We start from the raw sequence: 15,926 nt of genomic DNA, 5'->3' as shown, positions 1-15,926 counted from the left end.
GCCTCAAACCCCGCACTAGTCCACGGACCCCGCAGTCGTCACGTACTTCTGCGCCTTCTCCACCGTGGGGGTCAGGTCCTCGGCGCGCCACTCGCCGAAGCGCGGTGACAGGATGTAGGTCGTCAGCGGGCTATTGCCCGTGTCAGGCAGGTGGTGAATCGACTCGGGATCAGCTGCGGCCAGCGCTTTGGAGACGTCGGATTCCGGGTCGTCCAGATCGCCGTAAAAACGAGCCTTACCCGGGCAGTTCTTGACGCACGCAGGCTTCTCGCCCTGCTTTGTCAGCGACTCGCACAGCGTGCACTTCTGCACGACGCCCGCCTCGTCGTTGTAGTCGCGCACGTCGTAGGGACACGCGTCCATGCACAGCTTGCAGCCGATGCACGCGCTCTCGTCGATCGTCACGACGCCGTCGTCATTGCGGTAAGACGCGCCTGTCGGGCACACGCTCATGCACGGGGCGTCCTCGCACTGCTGGCACTGCTTCGAGATCCACCACGTCTTGACGTTGGGCCACTCGCCGTAGGGCTCGACCTGGTAGAGCTTGTTCCAGTGGTGGCCGAGCGCCACGCCGTTCTCCATCTTGCAGGCCAGCTCGCATGCATAGCAGCCGATGCAGCGGTCAAGGTTGATAACCAGGCAGTTACGCGCCATAGACGGCATTACCTCCTCCGGTGTTCTCCGAGGGCACGGGCAGCCACGGAGTGAAGTCCTCGGCGTTGAGCCACACGCCCTCGGGCGCGCCGTCGGCCTTCGTGATGTTGATCTGGACGCCGCGCAGCGTGTAGGTGCCATACACGTCGTTGAACGGGCACTCGTCGTTGTTCTGCGTCAGCACGTTGATGTTCATGACCTGCCAGGCGCGGTTGGGGTCGTCGCTGTCGAGCAGCTCGGGGTTCCAATAGCGCTCCTGATAGATGACCTTGGGCGCCACGCTCTTCGTCACGCGGCACTGGCCCTGGGTACGCCCGCGCTTTGACTCGAGCCACAGCCAGTCGCCGTCCTCGACGCCAATCTCCTTCGCCGTCTCCGGGTTGATCCACGTCTCGGGGTAGGCGCACAGCTCGCGTGTCCACGGCGTGTTGCGCAGCGTGCCGTGGTGGAAGAACGGCAGGCGGCCCTGGGTGAGCGTGTACGGATAGGCCGGGTCGTAGCCTGGATCGCCCTCAACGGGGGACTCGTACGGCTCGAGGTAGTACGGCAGAGGGTTGTAGTTGTCTGACTTGGGGAACACGTCCGTCGCCGGCTCCATCGTGCCCGAGCCATCGATAGCGCCCGTCAGGCCGAGCAGGATGTTACCGTCGAAGTACGGCTCACAGCGCTTGGACGTCGTGTGGAAGCCAACGGGCTTGCCCGTCTCCTCGTCGAGCTTGAGGTGGCTGTTGTACGACTTCTCGGCGTACTCCTCGATCGTCTGGTACTGGCTGGGAGCCTGCGCCTGGAACGTCTTCCAGTCCCAGTCCTCTGTGCCGTAGTAGAAGCTGCCGACGAAGTACCCGACGTAGTCCATGTACTCCTCGTACGTCTTCCAGTACGTGCCGTAGAACTTGCCGGCGACCTCAGGATCGAACGAGTCGATGGCGCGCTTGTGCCCGCGCTTGGCGAGGCCCGCGGCGAGCCACGACCAGTGCATGCACTCATCGACAGCCTCGTAGAGCTGCGTGCACGCCTGCCGGATGCCATACGTGTTCAAGCGATCCTGCGCGTAGTTCGTCTCAAGCCACTCAGCCGTGGGCAGCACATAGTCAGCCAGGCAGACGCTCGTCGTTGTCCAGTGCATGTACATGTGGACGTTGAGCTCCGTCGTCATCATCGCCTCGTAGAAGCGCGTGGCGTTACCTACCATGGCGAGCTTGTTGCCCGAACGCTCGATCCAGATGCGCGGACGATAGGGCTCGCCCGTCTCGATGGCCTTGAGCACGCTCGGGATGTGCGACGCGAGCCAGTGGCCCAGGCCCTTGTGCTCCGTGTAGCCGAGGCGCGCGTTGGCCTCCTCCTCAGGCATGCGCAGCGGGTGGTCGGGGTGGTGCAGACCGAACGGCTGGACAACGTAGTTGCACGGCTCGACGTAGCACGGGCGATCTTGGACGATCGAGCCGGGCTGGCGGATGCAACCCATGAGGATGTCGAGGATGGCGTCGCCCTGCGCCGCCTGCGCCGAGTTGCGCGTCTGGTCCGTCGCGACGCCCAGCGAGACGCCGGCGTTGGGGCAGCCGTCGACGTAGATCTTGATAGCCTCCTCGATCTTGTCGGCTTCAAGCCAGCACACCTCGGCCGCCTTGTCGAGCGTCCACTCGGCGACGTGCTCTTTCATGATCTGGAACGCCGTGCGTGCCGTCTCGCCGTTGGGCAGCTCGTAGCTGCCGAACATCTCCGGGTCGATAGAGCCGTCCTCGGGGAACGGGTAGGGCATGGCGACGGCCTTGTTTGACTTCTTGTCCCACACGACGTACTCGTCCTCGCCACCCAGGTTGAGCTCGGAGGCGCGATACGTCAGGCGCGTGTCCTCGTGGACGAGGAACGGCAGGTTGGTCCACGTGCGGCAGAACTCGTGGTCGTACAGGTCGTTCTCGATGATGTAGTTGATCCACGCCAGCATGAGCGCGACGTCCGTGCCAGGACGGATGGGCAGCCACACGTCAGCGCGGGCGGCGTCGGGTGTGAGGCGCGGGTCGATGACGACCGTCTTCATGCCGGCGTTGCGCAGGTCCGTCACGACGCGGCCCGTGGAGCCAGTGCCGTGCAAGCTGGGCCCGACGCCCCACATGACGTACGCCTTCGTGGGCGTGCACTTGTCGTCGGGCAGGATACCGGGCAGATAGACCTCCGTGACGGGGCCGTCGGCCAGCGACGTGTCGGCCGTGCCGTTCAGGCAGAACTCCATGTGGTTGCGCGGCAGGTAGCACTGGGCGCAACCCGGCTCGAAGAAGTTGCCGCCGCCCCAGACGGACAGGAAGCGCGCCGGCGAGAAGAACTGTGGGTTGCCGCCACCGCCCGTGGAGCACACGAGGCTCTTGGGGCCCTCTTTCTGGTAGTACTCCCACATGACGTCACAGATCTCGTCGATGGCCTGCTCCCAGGAGATGCGCTCCCACTGGTTCGAGCCGCGCTCGCCGACGCGCTTCATGGGGTACTTGATGCGGTTCGGGTTGTAGAGCGCCTGGATGCCGGCAAGGCCCTTGGCGCAGACGCCGCCCTTGTTCATCGGGTCGTCGGGGTCGCCTTCGAGCTTGATGACCTTGCCGTCCTTGACGTGCGCGATCATGCCGCAGTTGTTGAGGCAGCCGCGACACATGGTATGCAGCTTCTTGACCTCATCCTGCGCTGGGGCATCCTGCGCGGCGGACGGCTCGGCGGCAAGCAGGTTCGGCGTCGCCGTCGTGGCCATGGCAGCGGCGGCAGCGCCAAACGCGGCGAGCTTTACGAAGCTGCGCCTGCTGATGGTCGTCTCTGTCAACTCCTTCTCCTCCCTCTCTGATGTGGTACACGTGCGCAAAACCGCGAAGATGCGGTGGTTGCCAATGGAAATGCGTGCGACGGGGCCCTACAGGAGCTGCCGACCCACCTCGGTGACGCGCCAGGCAGCGTCGCGCCACTCGATGCCGCCCGCCGTCTCAAGAGCGTCGATGAAGAACTGGGGATAGACGCGGGTACGCCCCGACGCAGCATCCGGCTGAAGCTGCGGAAACTCGTTGATCTGCGCCTCGAGGTCGGCGCGCGAACAACCGTCAGCATCAGCGCAGGCCCACAGCGCCGCCTTGAAAACGTCACCGTACTCGGGGCGCTCTTCAAGCAGGGCACGCATCGTCACGCCGGGCTCGTAGGCTGCGGCAAGGCGGCGCCCCTTCTCCGTGACGGCAAGCGTCTCGTACGCCTCGGCGTCCTCGGGGACGTCCTCGTCGGTCTGGACGTCCTCCAACGTCCCTGCGTACGGCTCTCCGTTCACATACACCTGCTCGACGAGCCCCTTCCTGCGCACGAGGATGTCGATCGTCGCGGCCGCGCCTCGAGCCCAGGAGGCATCCCACGTCTTCGCGAGCATCTCCTCAACCTCGGAGCGCCTGCGCGGCTCCTCGCCCTCAAAGCTTGTGAGCACTGCGAGCACCGGCGCCTTGAGCGCAGGGTTGTCTTTGATCAGATCGTGCTCCATCGTCCATACCTCCCGTTCGACGCCCAGCGACGCGGTGCGCCATGTATGACGCGGCCCGTGTGCGCCGCGCTCCCTCGTGCAGTCCCCACGATAGGCGGGCATCAGAGGGTGAGCGCATCGTCACGACCGGGAGGGTTTGCCGTCGTCACGGAGGTGATTGCCGAGTCACCACCCCCGGCAAAATTGACTAGTCAATTTACGAAAGCGCAGGTAGATGGCCCAGTAGTCTCACGGTATGCATCTGCGAGAAGACCTGGCCTCCCCTCGCCTGCACGAGGAGGCGCCGCCGATGGCCAGAAAGTGAGCTCGTGAACAGGGCGCTTTCGTCCGCGTGATGCCGCTCGGACAAAACCGTAGGTCGCATCTCGACGTGCGAGCCCCTTTTCTAGAGAAAGGAATACACGAGCCCGGTTCCTGGCCACCGAACGCTGCGTTGCATGCAAAAACGGCCCCGCATCACACGGATGCGAGGCCGTAAGTGAAACAATGCGGTGCGTAGGCCGCAGTTTTTTCCAGAGCTCCCTAGCGCGCGTCCCCTCGCACGTCGTGCGGCCCCACTGACAGGTAGTCGAGCAGCTCGTGGCGGGAGTGCACGTCGAGCTTCGTGTAGATGGAGCGGATGTGGCTGCGCACGGTGTTCTTCGAGATGACGAGATCCTCCGCGATCCAGTTGGCCGATCGTCCCTGCGCGAACAGCAGCATGATCTGCGCTTCTCGAGACGAAATGCCGAGAGATCCGGGCAGAGACTCTATGCGAGCCGCCAAGACTTCGGCATCGTCTTCCAAGGGCAGAGCACCGTTAGTGGCCGGAATGTCCCGATCGATCGGAAGTCCATCGGATGACTCCGCATCAGGTCGACCGCCCCCACCACGCGCGAGCTCTTCTTTGAAAGGGACGCCGGCTTCGTCGGGACGCCACGTAAACACAAACTTGATGTCGGAGTCCGTGAACACGAACACGAAGAGCAGAGCGATGACGAGCATCATCGCGGCGACGAGCACGATGTGGGCCGACGGCGTGTCAAGCGCCGGAGCGCACAGCATCCCAAGGCCCCACGATGCGGCGCTTGCCCCCAGATAGACCGCCTGTCCAAAGCCGAATGCGCGCACAGGCGAGAAGCCGAAGCGAAACGCCGCGTAGGCCAAGAGGCACGTGAATATCATCCAGAGCAGCTCTTTGCCGATGCCCAGATACGCCAGGCTCACACCGAACACAGACGCGAACACGACGGCGATGCCCAGCAGGATGAGCGCGGCATAGACACGCCGCACAGAGCGCACGATGTCGCCAGAGTTCACGGCGACACAGATGGCGAGCGCAGCGAGGAATATCGCGAACGTGCTGATGGCGCCCACGCGAGCGAAGTCACCATCGGGCATCGACGCGGCAGCGACACCCTTCGCAAAGCCCGCCGTCACCGCCACGATCGCGCTGGCCAGCACGATGCGCACATACGTACGCATGCCCGGCGCCCGCCAGCCACTCGGGGCAGACGCGCACACGTCGGCGGGGAACGGGTCGACGTCACCCGGCATCACGTAGAGCAGGGCGCCAACCAGCGGCAGAGCGGCAATGAAGAACGGGCGGCACACATCGGGCAGGCCGATGCCCATGAAGTAGAAGAATGCAGCGAGCACCAGCGAGATGGAGCCCGCCGTGAGAACCTCGCGCCCGCCGAGCGTGCCGTATGCCTCGCCTGTCTTGAGCGCAAGGACGGATGTACCCAAGCCCGTCAGCACGAAGCCGACCACCGGGAGCACGGTGAGATCGACGTAGGGAGCCAGCCCAACGAGCAGCGTCCCGATGACGCCGAGCAGGCTGACGCCGAGGACAAAGCGGCGATCTCCCAACAGCGGCGTGACGCGTCGCCACCCCAGGGCGGCCACCACGAGGGCAAGCATAATAGCGGGCGTCGAGAACAGATACATACGGCCGACCTGCTGGGCAAAGAAACCCGCGGGACCAAGGACAAACAGGCCCGTGCTGCTGTAGCACAGCCAGATCCATGCCCACCAGCCGCCCATGCCCAGATAGCGCAGATACGGCCACTGTTCCGCCAGGCGCAGCATTCCCTCGGCGTACTTCGATTTCCCGCGTCCCATACTCCACCCCCGCGTCCCTCTCAGACAGCGCGTCACATTTTAAAACAGGCAGCAAAAGGGATCAGCGAGACAACGAGACGGCCCCAGGCGCGCAGCTTCGGGTCCAAGTGCATGATTCTTCGGGGGCGCGTGCACAAAGCGACTGCCGAGTGCGCGATTCTTCCGACCAGAATGGCCGCACGGGGCGCGTCGCTCGAGGATGCACTCCTAAACCCGCAGGTTAAAGGCTCTCGGACCGGCCACTGGGCCGTAAACCCGCCAACGGGCGCAGCGGACGAGGCCAAGAACCCTGCACTCGACGGCCATCTTGCGCAGGAGCCATTAAAGAAACGTGCACTTGGGGGCAGTTACGCGCGCAGGGCGCGCAGCAAGCCACCCCCCGCACGGAGAAAACTCCCACGCCTAGTAGTCCACGGCCGCCGGCGAGTCCATCCAGTCGGACACGAACGCGCCGTAACGGCCCTCGATGATGGCGCGGCGCGCGCGGCGCATGAGGTCGAGCAGGAAATAGATGTTGTGCATCGACAGCAGCATGCCGCCAAGCATCTCTTTCTGCGTGACGAGGTGGCGCAGGTAGGCACGCGTGTAGCCTCCCGTGCACACCGGGCATGTGCACTGTGGGTCGAGCGGGCTGTGGTCGTGCGCCCATTTCGCGTTGCGCATGTTGAGCCTGCCCTGCGACGAGAACGCCGTGCCCATGCGTCCCGTACGGGTCGGCAGCACACAGTCGAACATGTCGATGCCGCACGCCACACCGCGCACGAGCGTCGTCGGGTTTCCGACGCCCATGAGGTAGCGAGGCTTGGAGCGCGGCATGTGCTCGCTCGCAAGCGGCGCAAGCGTCTCGAACATCGTCTCGTGGTCCTCGCCCACCGAGTAGCCGCCGATACCGTACCCGGGGAAGTCGCCGCACTCCTCGAGGTGCGCGAGCGAGCGCAGGCGCAGGTCGAGGTGCATGCCGCCCTGGACGATGCCGAAAAGCGCCTGGTCGGCCTTCGTGTGCGCCTTGAAGCAGCGCTCCGCCCACATGCTCGACAGCTCGACGGCCCGCTCAACAAACGAGCGCTCCGCCGGGTAGCCCGGGCACTGGTCGAGCTGCATGACGATGTCCGCGCCGAGCTTCTGCTGGATGTCCATGTTCTGCTCAGGCGTCCAGAACACGTGTGCCCCGTCGTAGTCGTCGGCGCGGAACGCAACGCCCTCGTCCGTGAGCTTCACGAGGTCGCCGTGCGAAAACACCTGGAAGCCACCCGAGTCTGTGAGGATGGGATGGTGCCAGCACATGAAGTCGTGCAGGCCGCCCATCTCCGCGACGAGGTCGGCCCCGGGCCTCATAGCAAGGTGATAAGTGTTTGCAAGCACGATCTGGGCGCCAAGCTGCTCGACGGTGGAGGGCAGCAACCCCTTGACGGTGGCCTTCGTGCCGACGGGCATGAATATAGGCGTCTCGATGTCACCGTGCGCCGTGTGGAACACGCCGGCACGGGCATGCGTCGTCGGGTCCTCGGCAACGATGTCGTAGGAGAACAGGTCAGGGGTATCTGCTGCAGTCACGATGCATCCTTTCTTGCAAACACGGGTGGGGCCATGGTAGCGCAACGGCGTGAGCATGGCGAACCACCGCACACGCTGCCGCGAGCCGTGCAACGAAAATTGTCGAATCTGACAACGGTCTGACAGCGGGGCGCACCTCTGCTCACGGTACGTCTTACCTGCGGTGAAGCAACTCCTTCCTCCCCTGTTGTCACATGGTTGTCAGATGCGTTTCCCGCATCGCCAGACAGAGCGCGCGCATACCCCAGCCCATGGCACGGTGAGTGCGCACGTGTGCAGACGACGCGGGAGGGACGATGGACACAACTCGATGGCACGGGGTCGGCAGACAGGTGCTCAAAAGGCTGCGAAGGGAGGTGAGGAGCACCGGCATAGCGCTTGCGATCGTCGCGATGCTGTTCGCCGCCATGCTGGGAATGGCCTGCTGCACGCCCGGACGGAGCCCCGCCCTGGCAGAGGAGGCGCCTGACGGGCCCGGCGTCACGGTAACGGCGCCCGATCTACAGAGCGGAGAAGAAGGTGCCACCCCGGGAGAAGGGCAAGAAAACACGGCGATGGCCGGTCGGAGCGGCAGGGATGAGGGCGAGAGGCGCGAGCCGTTCGAGGGAGAAGGCCCCACAGCTCCGCAGACCCAGGGTGCGCTTCTCGACGCGGAGCAGCCCACAGAACCGGGCATCGCGGCGTCGTTTTCCTCTGAAACAAACGTGCTCTCCATCCAGCTGAGCGATCCGCAGGGCGCAACGACGCTGCGCGTGCGCCTGGGACGCGGGCTCAAACCGTGCCCTGGCATCCCCTTCAGCGGCGATGCAGTCAAAGGCGTCAGCGGCGCTGTCGACGAGGAGGGCCCGCACATCGACATCTCTCTCGGCGAGGGAACTACGGCAGCAGTTGCGACGTTTGGCATTCCGCTGGACGGCATTGCGGCACGCAGCATCGAGCTGCTCGACGAGGAGGGGGACGTGCTCTCATCGATAGGCAGCATCCCCGCACCGCCTGGGATGGCTCTGGAGCCCGCAGAGCTCGCGTCGGGCGAGAGCGCGCCGTTCACGACCGTCGGCCACTATGCGAACACGGCGACGGCGACGCTCAACAGCATTCCTCGCATCGCCAACGCCAACGACGGCACGCCAGCCTACTGCAACGACATGCTGCTCAACGCCCCGGGAGACCCGAACCACGGCCCATCTGATCCCGTGTGGTACGACCGCTGGTTCTTCCCCAACGATCCGCAAGCGGCGGCAGACCAAGGCAAGAACCTCCTCGACTACCTGATGTTTCACGGCTATCCGAGCGATCCAACGATAGGGGGCGCCTGTTCCGATCCGCAAGACGCCGAAGCGGCAACGCAGTGGGCGATCTGGAGCTTCACGAATCCGGGAAGTCACCCGACAACGGAGGCGCCCAGCGAGAGCTGGTCGGCGGGTTTCTGGCAGGCCTACGACGGGCTTATCGCCGGCGCCTGGGCCTACGACGCTGCCGTGCGAGCCGATCCGGGCGCGTTTCGCCCCGAACGTGACGCGTGCATTGTCTGGGAAACGGGGGCCGACGAGCTCCAGAACATCTTGACGGCACGCCCGGCGTACGGGTGGCTTGACGTCGCGAAAGCGTCGACGCGGCCCGACCTGATCGACGGACGGGCGTACAGCCTAGCAGACGGCGTGTTTGAGGTACGCACGTCCAACGGTTCGGTAGCGGCGACGCTACAGACTGATGACAGCGGCCAGGCGAGTTGCCTGCTCCCCGTGGGCTCATACGTTCTCGTCGAGACAGACGCCCCCGCTGGCCACGCCCTCGACCCGACCCCTCGCAACGTCACCATCACCGGAGGGCCCGTGCACGTGCGCCTCGATGTGAGCGACCCGGCGATTATGGGCGACATACGCATCTCGAAGCACGGCGGGACGCCCTCAGGCCCGCCCGTGCCCACAGCGCGTTTCTCAATCGAAGATGCCGCGAGCGGAGCCGAGGTCATGGAGCTCGAAACAGACGCAAACGGCCAAGCGTCAACGGGCGACGAGGCCCTCCCCCTCGGAACGTACCTCATACACGAGATATCGGCACCAGACGGATTTGGTATCGCCGACGAGATTCAGCTGACCCTCGATGAAACAACGGCACAGAAAGAGGTAACGATCGTGGATCCCTACATGACGCACGTTAGCATCAGCAAGACGTCGGCCAAGACCGGAGAGGCCCTGGCCGGGGCCCGCCTGCAGGTCATCAACGAAAACGGCACCGTCGTGGATGACTGGGTGAGCGCCAGCAAACCGCACGAGATGACAGGCCTCGCCCCTGGGAGCTACACGCTGCGGGAAGTCGAGGCGCCCCAGGGCTACAAGCTCGCGCCCGACGTTCCGTTCGAGATCCGGCTCACCGCGTCCGAGCAGGACGTCACCATGGTGGACGAACGCTCATGCGTGCCGTTCTCGTTCGCCAAGATCGATGCCATCTCCCGTATCCCACTCGAAGGCGCACTATTCGCCCTCTACCAGCCCACGCGCGAGCTGCCGGACACCATAGGACAGCAGGAGATTCGCGACGACAGCCTTTGGGAGCTCGTAGACGCACAGGCCTCAGACGTCAACGGCCTCGTGGACTTCGGAGAGTTGGACGAGGGGACGTATCTGCTGCTTGAGGAGCGCGTCCCGCACGGATACGTCCGGCCGAGCGGAGGGTGGGTCGTCGGCGTAGACAGCGAGCAGGGGCTCTCCCTCGAAAGCGTCGGCGACGTGTCCAACCCGCCGTTCGAGCACGACCAGGGCACGCTGCGCGTCGGCAACTATCGCCAGAGCGAGCTGCCGAGAACCGGTGGCACGGGGTCGATCGCCCCGCTGATAACGGGCGCGACGCTTGCCGCCACGGGCGTGGCGCTCGCCGCCCGCGGCCGACGCGCGGCACGCAAGGTCGCGCGCTCCGTCGCAAGCGCCGCCCTCATGGCACTCGCCCTCTGTGCGCTCATCGTCCCCGCCCTGGCGATCGCCCAGCCGTCGGAGCTCCCCGATCCGGATCACGCCGCCTCCCTCAGCGTGCATAAGTACGTACTGCCCGATGAGGTCGCACCGGGAGAGCCCTCGGACGGACGGCCAATCGAACAAGAGAGTCTGCCGGACGACGCGCAACCGATCCAAGGCGTCACGTTCGCGATCCGCCGTGCCTACAGCCGGGGAGAGGCCGACGCCCTCATATCGCAGGGCACCGCGCGAGCGGAGGATTTCTCCCCCGCCCCCGGCGCCACGGGAGAGTTCGCCGACTACGTCGTTCGCGCGGGAGATGAAGAGCTGTCAGCGGAGACGAACGCGGAGGGCGTCGCACGCTTTGACCTGCCGGGGCACCAGGGCACGTGGCTCGTGCGCGAGCTCCCCGACCCCCGCGTCGAAGCGGGATGCGCGCCGTTTCTTGCCAGCGTCCCCATGGCAGACCCGCAGGACGAGGCCTCATGGCTCTACGACGTGCACGTCTACCCAAAGAACTACCGCATAGACGTCGACAAGGCCATCATCGAGCGTGGCGAGTGCACCATGCAGGCGAGCGCGGCAATCGGCGAGGCCGTGACGTTTCGCATCGCCTGTGACGTGCCCAACAACATAGACCGTGCCACGTCATACGTCGTTACGGACCAGCTCGACTGGCGCATCTCGACGACGCCCGCAATGCCTGAAGGACTTGCCGTGACGGCAGGAGACATGGAGCTCCAGCCCGGAAAAGACTTCACCGTCAGCGTCTCTCCGGCGACAGATGATGCGGGTCACGCGTGTCAGTTGTTGAGTTGGGACTTCACGCCGGGACTCACGCGGCTGAAAGGTGCCGTTGACGCAGCGCAGGGTCCTGGAGAGGCGAAGGTCGTCATCGATTTCGTCGCTCGGCCCAACGAGGGCGCCGTGAGCGGCACGCTCGACAACGGTGCGCGTCTCGAGATCGTCAACGAAGCAGGCACGCACCACGAGTTTGAGACGCAGAGGCCGACCGTGTCCTTCGGCGCCATCAACGTAGACAAGTGCCAGGCGGACGATCCGTCCCTCAAGCTGGAGGGCGCCGTGTTTCGCATCGCTGCCTCTATTGAGGACGCGCACGCCGGCCGCTGGATGCATCGGCTCGCACCTGATGGCTCAGACGCCGGCATATGGGAGGAACGCACGGCCGGAGACGGCAGCGCCACGTTCGGAGGTCTGCGCTACGACCTGCAAAACGGGACGGACTACTATCTCGTCGAGGTGCAGTCGCCCACGGGATTCCAGCCGGTTAGCGAGCCCATCCGCGTCCACGTCGGGCCCGCCGGCAACCCTGACGAGCCCGAGCTCTCCCCCACGATCCAGGTGCGTGACGCGCCCGTGCCCGTCCTGCCAAACACGGGAGGCAGGGGCTCGGCGTCATGCGTCGTGGGAGGGGCGTTGCTTGTCGCTGCCGGACTCGGTCTTCCCCTCGCCACGCGGAGCCGGCGACGCCACGCGCACAGGTCACGGCGCTAGGAGCGCAGCCCTGTGGGGATCAGAAGCCGCGCAAACGTAGTCTGGGAGCCTGATGGCGAAGAGCCATCCGCCCGCGCGTCGGTCCGGCGGCGCTCCATGCTCGCCCCCGTCCTCGCCGGTCTGCTCGTTGCCACAGGCCTCGCCGTCATCCTGTGGCCCGTCGCGCTGCGCGCCTTGAACGCGGACGTCCTGCAGTCACAGGCCGAGCAGATCAGCGCGTCGCTCGCCCCGGCCATCAGAGAGGGCGCCGCCGAGCGCCCCCTCGCCCAGGCGCGCGCCATGAACGAGGAGCTCGCCGCTCGCCCAGAGCCGACATTCGGCCCCGATGCGGCGCCTCAGGGGTACGACGCATGGCATCCGCTTGACGACGAGGCCATCGCGCGGCTGGACATACCCGCGCTCAACCTGTCGCTCCCCGTGTTCTCCGGGACATCCGATACGGTGTTGTCGAGGGGAGTGGGACACTTACCTGGCAGCAGCCTTCCTGTTGGTGGGGCGTCGTCGCGCTGCGTCATAGCAGGGCATACGCTCTATCGTGACACGCGGTTGTTCGACGACATCCCGAAGCTACAGCCAGGAGACACTGTCGAGCTCACGTCCTGCGCGGGGACGCTGCACTACGAAGTTCGCGAAACGAGCGTCATCGAGCCCACGGATACGTCCGCGCTAGCCATCGAGCCAGGGCACGACCTGCTGACGCTGCTCACGTGCTACCCTCCCGGCGTCAACACGCAGCGCCTGCTCGTCACGTGCGAGCGTGTCAGCGACAGCCGAGACGGCACCTCCTCGGACGCCGGCGCGCCCGGATTAACGCCACCCGGCAGCAGCGTCCCCGCAGAGCGAGGGCGCCTCAACAGGCGTCGACTTCCTGGCGCGCTCGTCGCCGCCATCTGCGCCCTGGCCTCGCTCGCTTCCGGAATAGCGGCGTCCCTTCTGCTCGTGTCCCGCTCGCGCCAACCGCAGAAACCACACTAGCGTGGGATACCATGCGTATCCGCCCGACTGCCCGCAACCCCGCGCGTCTGCCGCGCTTTGAGAGGACCCCATGTCTGCCGCACCTCTGCGTCTCGCACCCCAAACGGCCAAGCGATCGGCATCGCCCGCTCCGCGCCGCCTTCCCGAGCTACTCGCTCCCGCTGGCACGCTCGACGCGTTCAAGGCGGCGCTTGCTGCCGGCGCAGACGCCATCTACTGCGGGCTCGGCGGCTTCAACGCGCGGCGCAACGCCGAGAACATGGACATCGACGCGTTCTCCCACGCGTGTGACATGGCGCACCTGGCGGGATCGCGCGTCTACGTGACGACGAACATTCTTGTGCGACAGGACGAGATGGCAGATGCGCTGCGCCTCGTGCACGACGCGGCGGCAGCAGGCGCTGACGCGTTCATTGTCCAGGACTGGGGGCTGCTCGCCCAGATCCGCGAGTTGTGGCCCGAACTCGAGCTGCACCTTTCGACGCAAGCGAACGTCCACGACGTCGAGGGCGTGCGCCTGGCAAAAAGCCTGGGCTGCGCCCGCGTCACGCTCTCGCGCGAGATGTCGCTCGCCGAGATAGAGGCGTGCTCGCACCAGGGCGTCGAGCTCGAGGTGTTTGCGCACGGCGCCCTGTGCGTCTGCTACTCGGGCGAGTGCCTCCTCTCCTCCATGCAGCGCGGCAGGTCGGCAAACCGGGGGCTGTGCCGTCAGCCCTGCCGCCTCCCCTACGAGCTGCTCGACGAGCAGGGCACCCCCGTCGCACGCGTCAACGGCAACCGCCTGCTCTCACCGCGTGACGCCTGCACGATCGGTGAGTTGCCCGCCCTTGTCGCGGCCGGAGCAGGTGCCCTCAAGATCGAAGGGCGCATGAAGGCACCCGACTACGTGGGCACGGTCGTCGGGGCGTACCGCAGGGCGCTTGACGAGCTCGCGCAGGGGCTCGACCCCGCCCAGGACGCCGAGACAGATCGGGCGCTGCGCCGTGCGTTCAATCGAGACTTCACGAGCGCCTACCTTCACGGGGCGTCCGGCAACGACATGATGTCCTACGAGCGCGGCAACAACCGAGGCCAGCTCGCCGGCGAGCTCGTCACCATGAGGGGACGCCAGGCAGTGCTCGACCTCTCGCAGCCCGTCTCGACAGGCGACCTGCTCGAGATCCGCAACCCCGATAGGTTTGACGACTACGTCACCGTGCCCGCCCCCCACGACGCATCCGCCGACACGGAGCTCGACGTAAGGCTGCCACGCCCCATGCCCACCGGCTGCGTCGTTCGTGTCATCCGCAGCGAGCGAGGCATGGCCCAGGCGCGCGAGTACGCGGCGCGCACGTGGCCCCGCAAACGGCGCGTCGCCGTCCGCGTCGAGGCGAGGCTCGGCAAGCCGTTCGCCGTCGAGGTCTCGACGCTCGACGACGCGCACCCAGCCCTTGGGCAGGCCGGCGTCGCGCAGCGTTCGGAGGGCTTCGTCGTTGAGCCCGCACGCACGCGACCTGTCACCGCCGAAGACCTGCGCGAGCACGTGGGGCGCGTGGGGACGAGTCCCTTTGAGGTCGCCTCCTGGGACGTCGAGCTCGACGAGGGCGTGGGCATGGGCTTCTCCGCCGTGCACGCCGTGCGCGCCGAGGCGCTCGAACGCCTTGCCGAGCGCCTGCTCGCCCCCTGGCACGCACGCGCAGAACGCCTCATCGACGCCCCCTGCAGCCTCGCCGAACCCCCCGTCCGCAAGCGGGCGACACACCGCGACGGCGGCTCCGCTACGTGCGAGCCCGGCGACGTATGCGCACTCGTGCGATCCCCCGAAGCCGCACGCGCGGCGCTCGGGGCCGGTGCGAGCCGCGTGTACGCGACGGCAGACGATCTTGTGCTCGGCGCCGGATCGAGCGCGCTGCGAGACGCCGAGCACGACAGCGTGCCCCAACCAGGCGGAACGACAGACCGTGCGACGTGGCCCGAGGGCGTCATACCCGTCATGGGCGAGGTGAGCCGCTCCGCCGACGAGGGCGTGGTCGCCGCCACGCTCGGCGCGCTCGCAGCCCGCGGCGGATCCGTCGTCGCTGGCACGGTCGGCGAGCTCGTGCGCGCACGTCAGCTCCCGTCCGCCCGCATCGAGGCATGGCACACGCTGCCGCTGCACAACCTGCCGGCCTTCGAAGAGCTGCACCGTATGGGCGCTGCGCAGGCCTGGCTCTCCCCCGAGCTCTCGCTCCTCGAGATTCAGCGCCTCGCGCCTCGCGCCCCCCTCGAGCTCGGCATCGTCGTGTCGGGCCGCATGCGCGTCATGACGTGCGAGCATTGCGTCCTGCAGTCGATGGGTCCGTGCGCCAAGACGTGCCCCACGTGCGCCCGCAGGCGCCGCCCACTCACGTTGCGCGACGAGTTCGGCCGCACGTACCTCGTCACCTCGGACGTACACGGGCGCTCGCGTGTCTGGGAACCAGCGCCGCTCGACATCACGCCGCAGATCCCCGAGCTGCTGCGCTGCGGCGTCACGCACTTCATGGTCGACGCGCTGCTTCTCGACCCCGCCCAGGCCGCAGCGGCCGTGCGCACTGCCGCACGCGCTCTTGAGGACGCCCGCGCCGGCCGCGTTCCGCCGGTGCGTACCGGACGGGCCAACGCCGGTCACCTGTTCGAGCGCATCGGATAGCGGGACGACGGACCCGGCAAGCAGGCCA

The 15,926-nt window shown here is 66.4% G+C and carries 8 protein-coding genes; 3 read left to right on the top strand and 5 right to left on the bottom strand.

What is annotated here, in order from left to right:
* Positions 1-15: 15 nt before the first annotated feature.
* From KHZ24_02835 to tgt, 5 genes are all read right to left on the bottom strand, one after another.
* Positions 16-654 (bottom strand): 4Fe-4S dicluster domain-containing protein, encoded by a 639-nt coding sequence (locus KHZ24_02835; protein MBS5450140.1) that lies wholly within the window; start codon positions 652-654, stop codon positions 16-18.
* A complete protein-coding gene (locus tag KHZ24_02830) occupies positions 644-3,457 on the bottom strand; it encodes a molybdopterin-dependent oxidoreductase (GenBank protein MBS5450139.1) in 2,814 nt (937 codons plus the stop codon). Before KHZ24_02830 ends, KHZ24_02835 begins: the two co-directional genes overlap by 11 nt.
* An 87-nt stretch (positions 3,458-3,544) precedes the next feature.
* The gene (locus tag KHZ24_02825) at positions 3,545-4,150 is read right to left on the bottom strand and encodes a hypothetical protein (GenBank protein ID MBS5450138.1); all 606 of its coding nucleotides are present in this window, start codon (positions 4,148-4,150) and stop codon (positions 3,545-3,547) included.
* A 522-nt stretch (positions 4,151-4,672) separates the two neighbouring features.
* Positions 4,673-6,253: a hypothetical protein gene (locus KHZ24_02820; GenBank protein ID MBS5450137.1), complete on the bottom strand. Its 1,581-nt coding sequence runs from the start codon at positions 6,251-6,253 to the stop codon at positions 4,673-4,675.
* Between the two features lie 402 nt (positions 6,254-6,655).
* On the bottom strand, positions 6,656-7,864 hold the full coding sequence (gene tgt / locus KHZ24_02815; protein ID MBS5450136.1) for a tRNA guanosine(34) transglycosylase Tgt: 1,209 nt from the start codon (positions 7,862-7,864) through the stop codon (positions 6,656-6,658).
* A gap of 299 nt (positions 7,865-8,163) precedes the next feature.
* Here tgt and KHZ24_02810 point away from each other — a divergent pair, with 299 nt between their 5' ends.
* The 3 genes from KHZ24_02810 to KHZ24_02800 all read left to right on the top strand — a co-directional run bounded on the left by KHZ24_02810 (position 8,164) and on the right by KHZ24_02800 (position 15,898).
* Complete coding sequence (locus tag KHZ24_02810; GenBank protein MBS5450135.1) at positions 8,164-12,273, top strand: SpaH/EbpB family LPXTG-anchored major pilin; 4,110 nt, start codon at positions 8,164-8,166, stop codon at positions 12,271-12,273.
* A 96-nt stretch (positions 12,274-12,369) separates the two neighbouring features.
* On the top strand, positions 12,370-13,248 hold the full coding sequence (locus tag KHZ24_02805; GenBank protein MBS5450134.1) for a class C sortase: 879 nt from the start codon (positions 12,370-12,372) through the stop codon (positions 13,246-13,248).
* Between the two features lie 70 nt (positions 13,249-13,318).
* The gene (locus tag KHZ24_02800; protein MBS5450133.1) at positions 13,319-15,898 is read left to right on the top strand and encodes a U32 family peptidase; all 2,580 of its coding nucleotides are present in this window, start codon (positions 13,319-13,321) and stop codon (positions 15,896-15,898) included.
* Positions 15,899-15,926: the final 28 nt, after the last annotated feature.

The sequence above is a fragment of the Coriobacteriia bacterium genome, from assembly GCA_018368455.1.
Taxonomy (GTDB): domain Bacteria; phylum Actinomycetota; class Coriobacteriia; order Coriobacteriales; family UMGS124; genus JAGZEG01.
The sequence above is the reverse complement of the archived record's forward strand: the minus strand, read 5'-3'. Positions and strand labels throughout refer to the sequence as shown.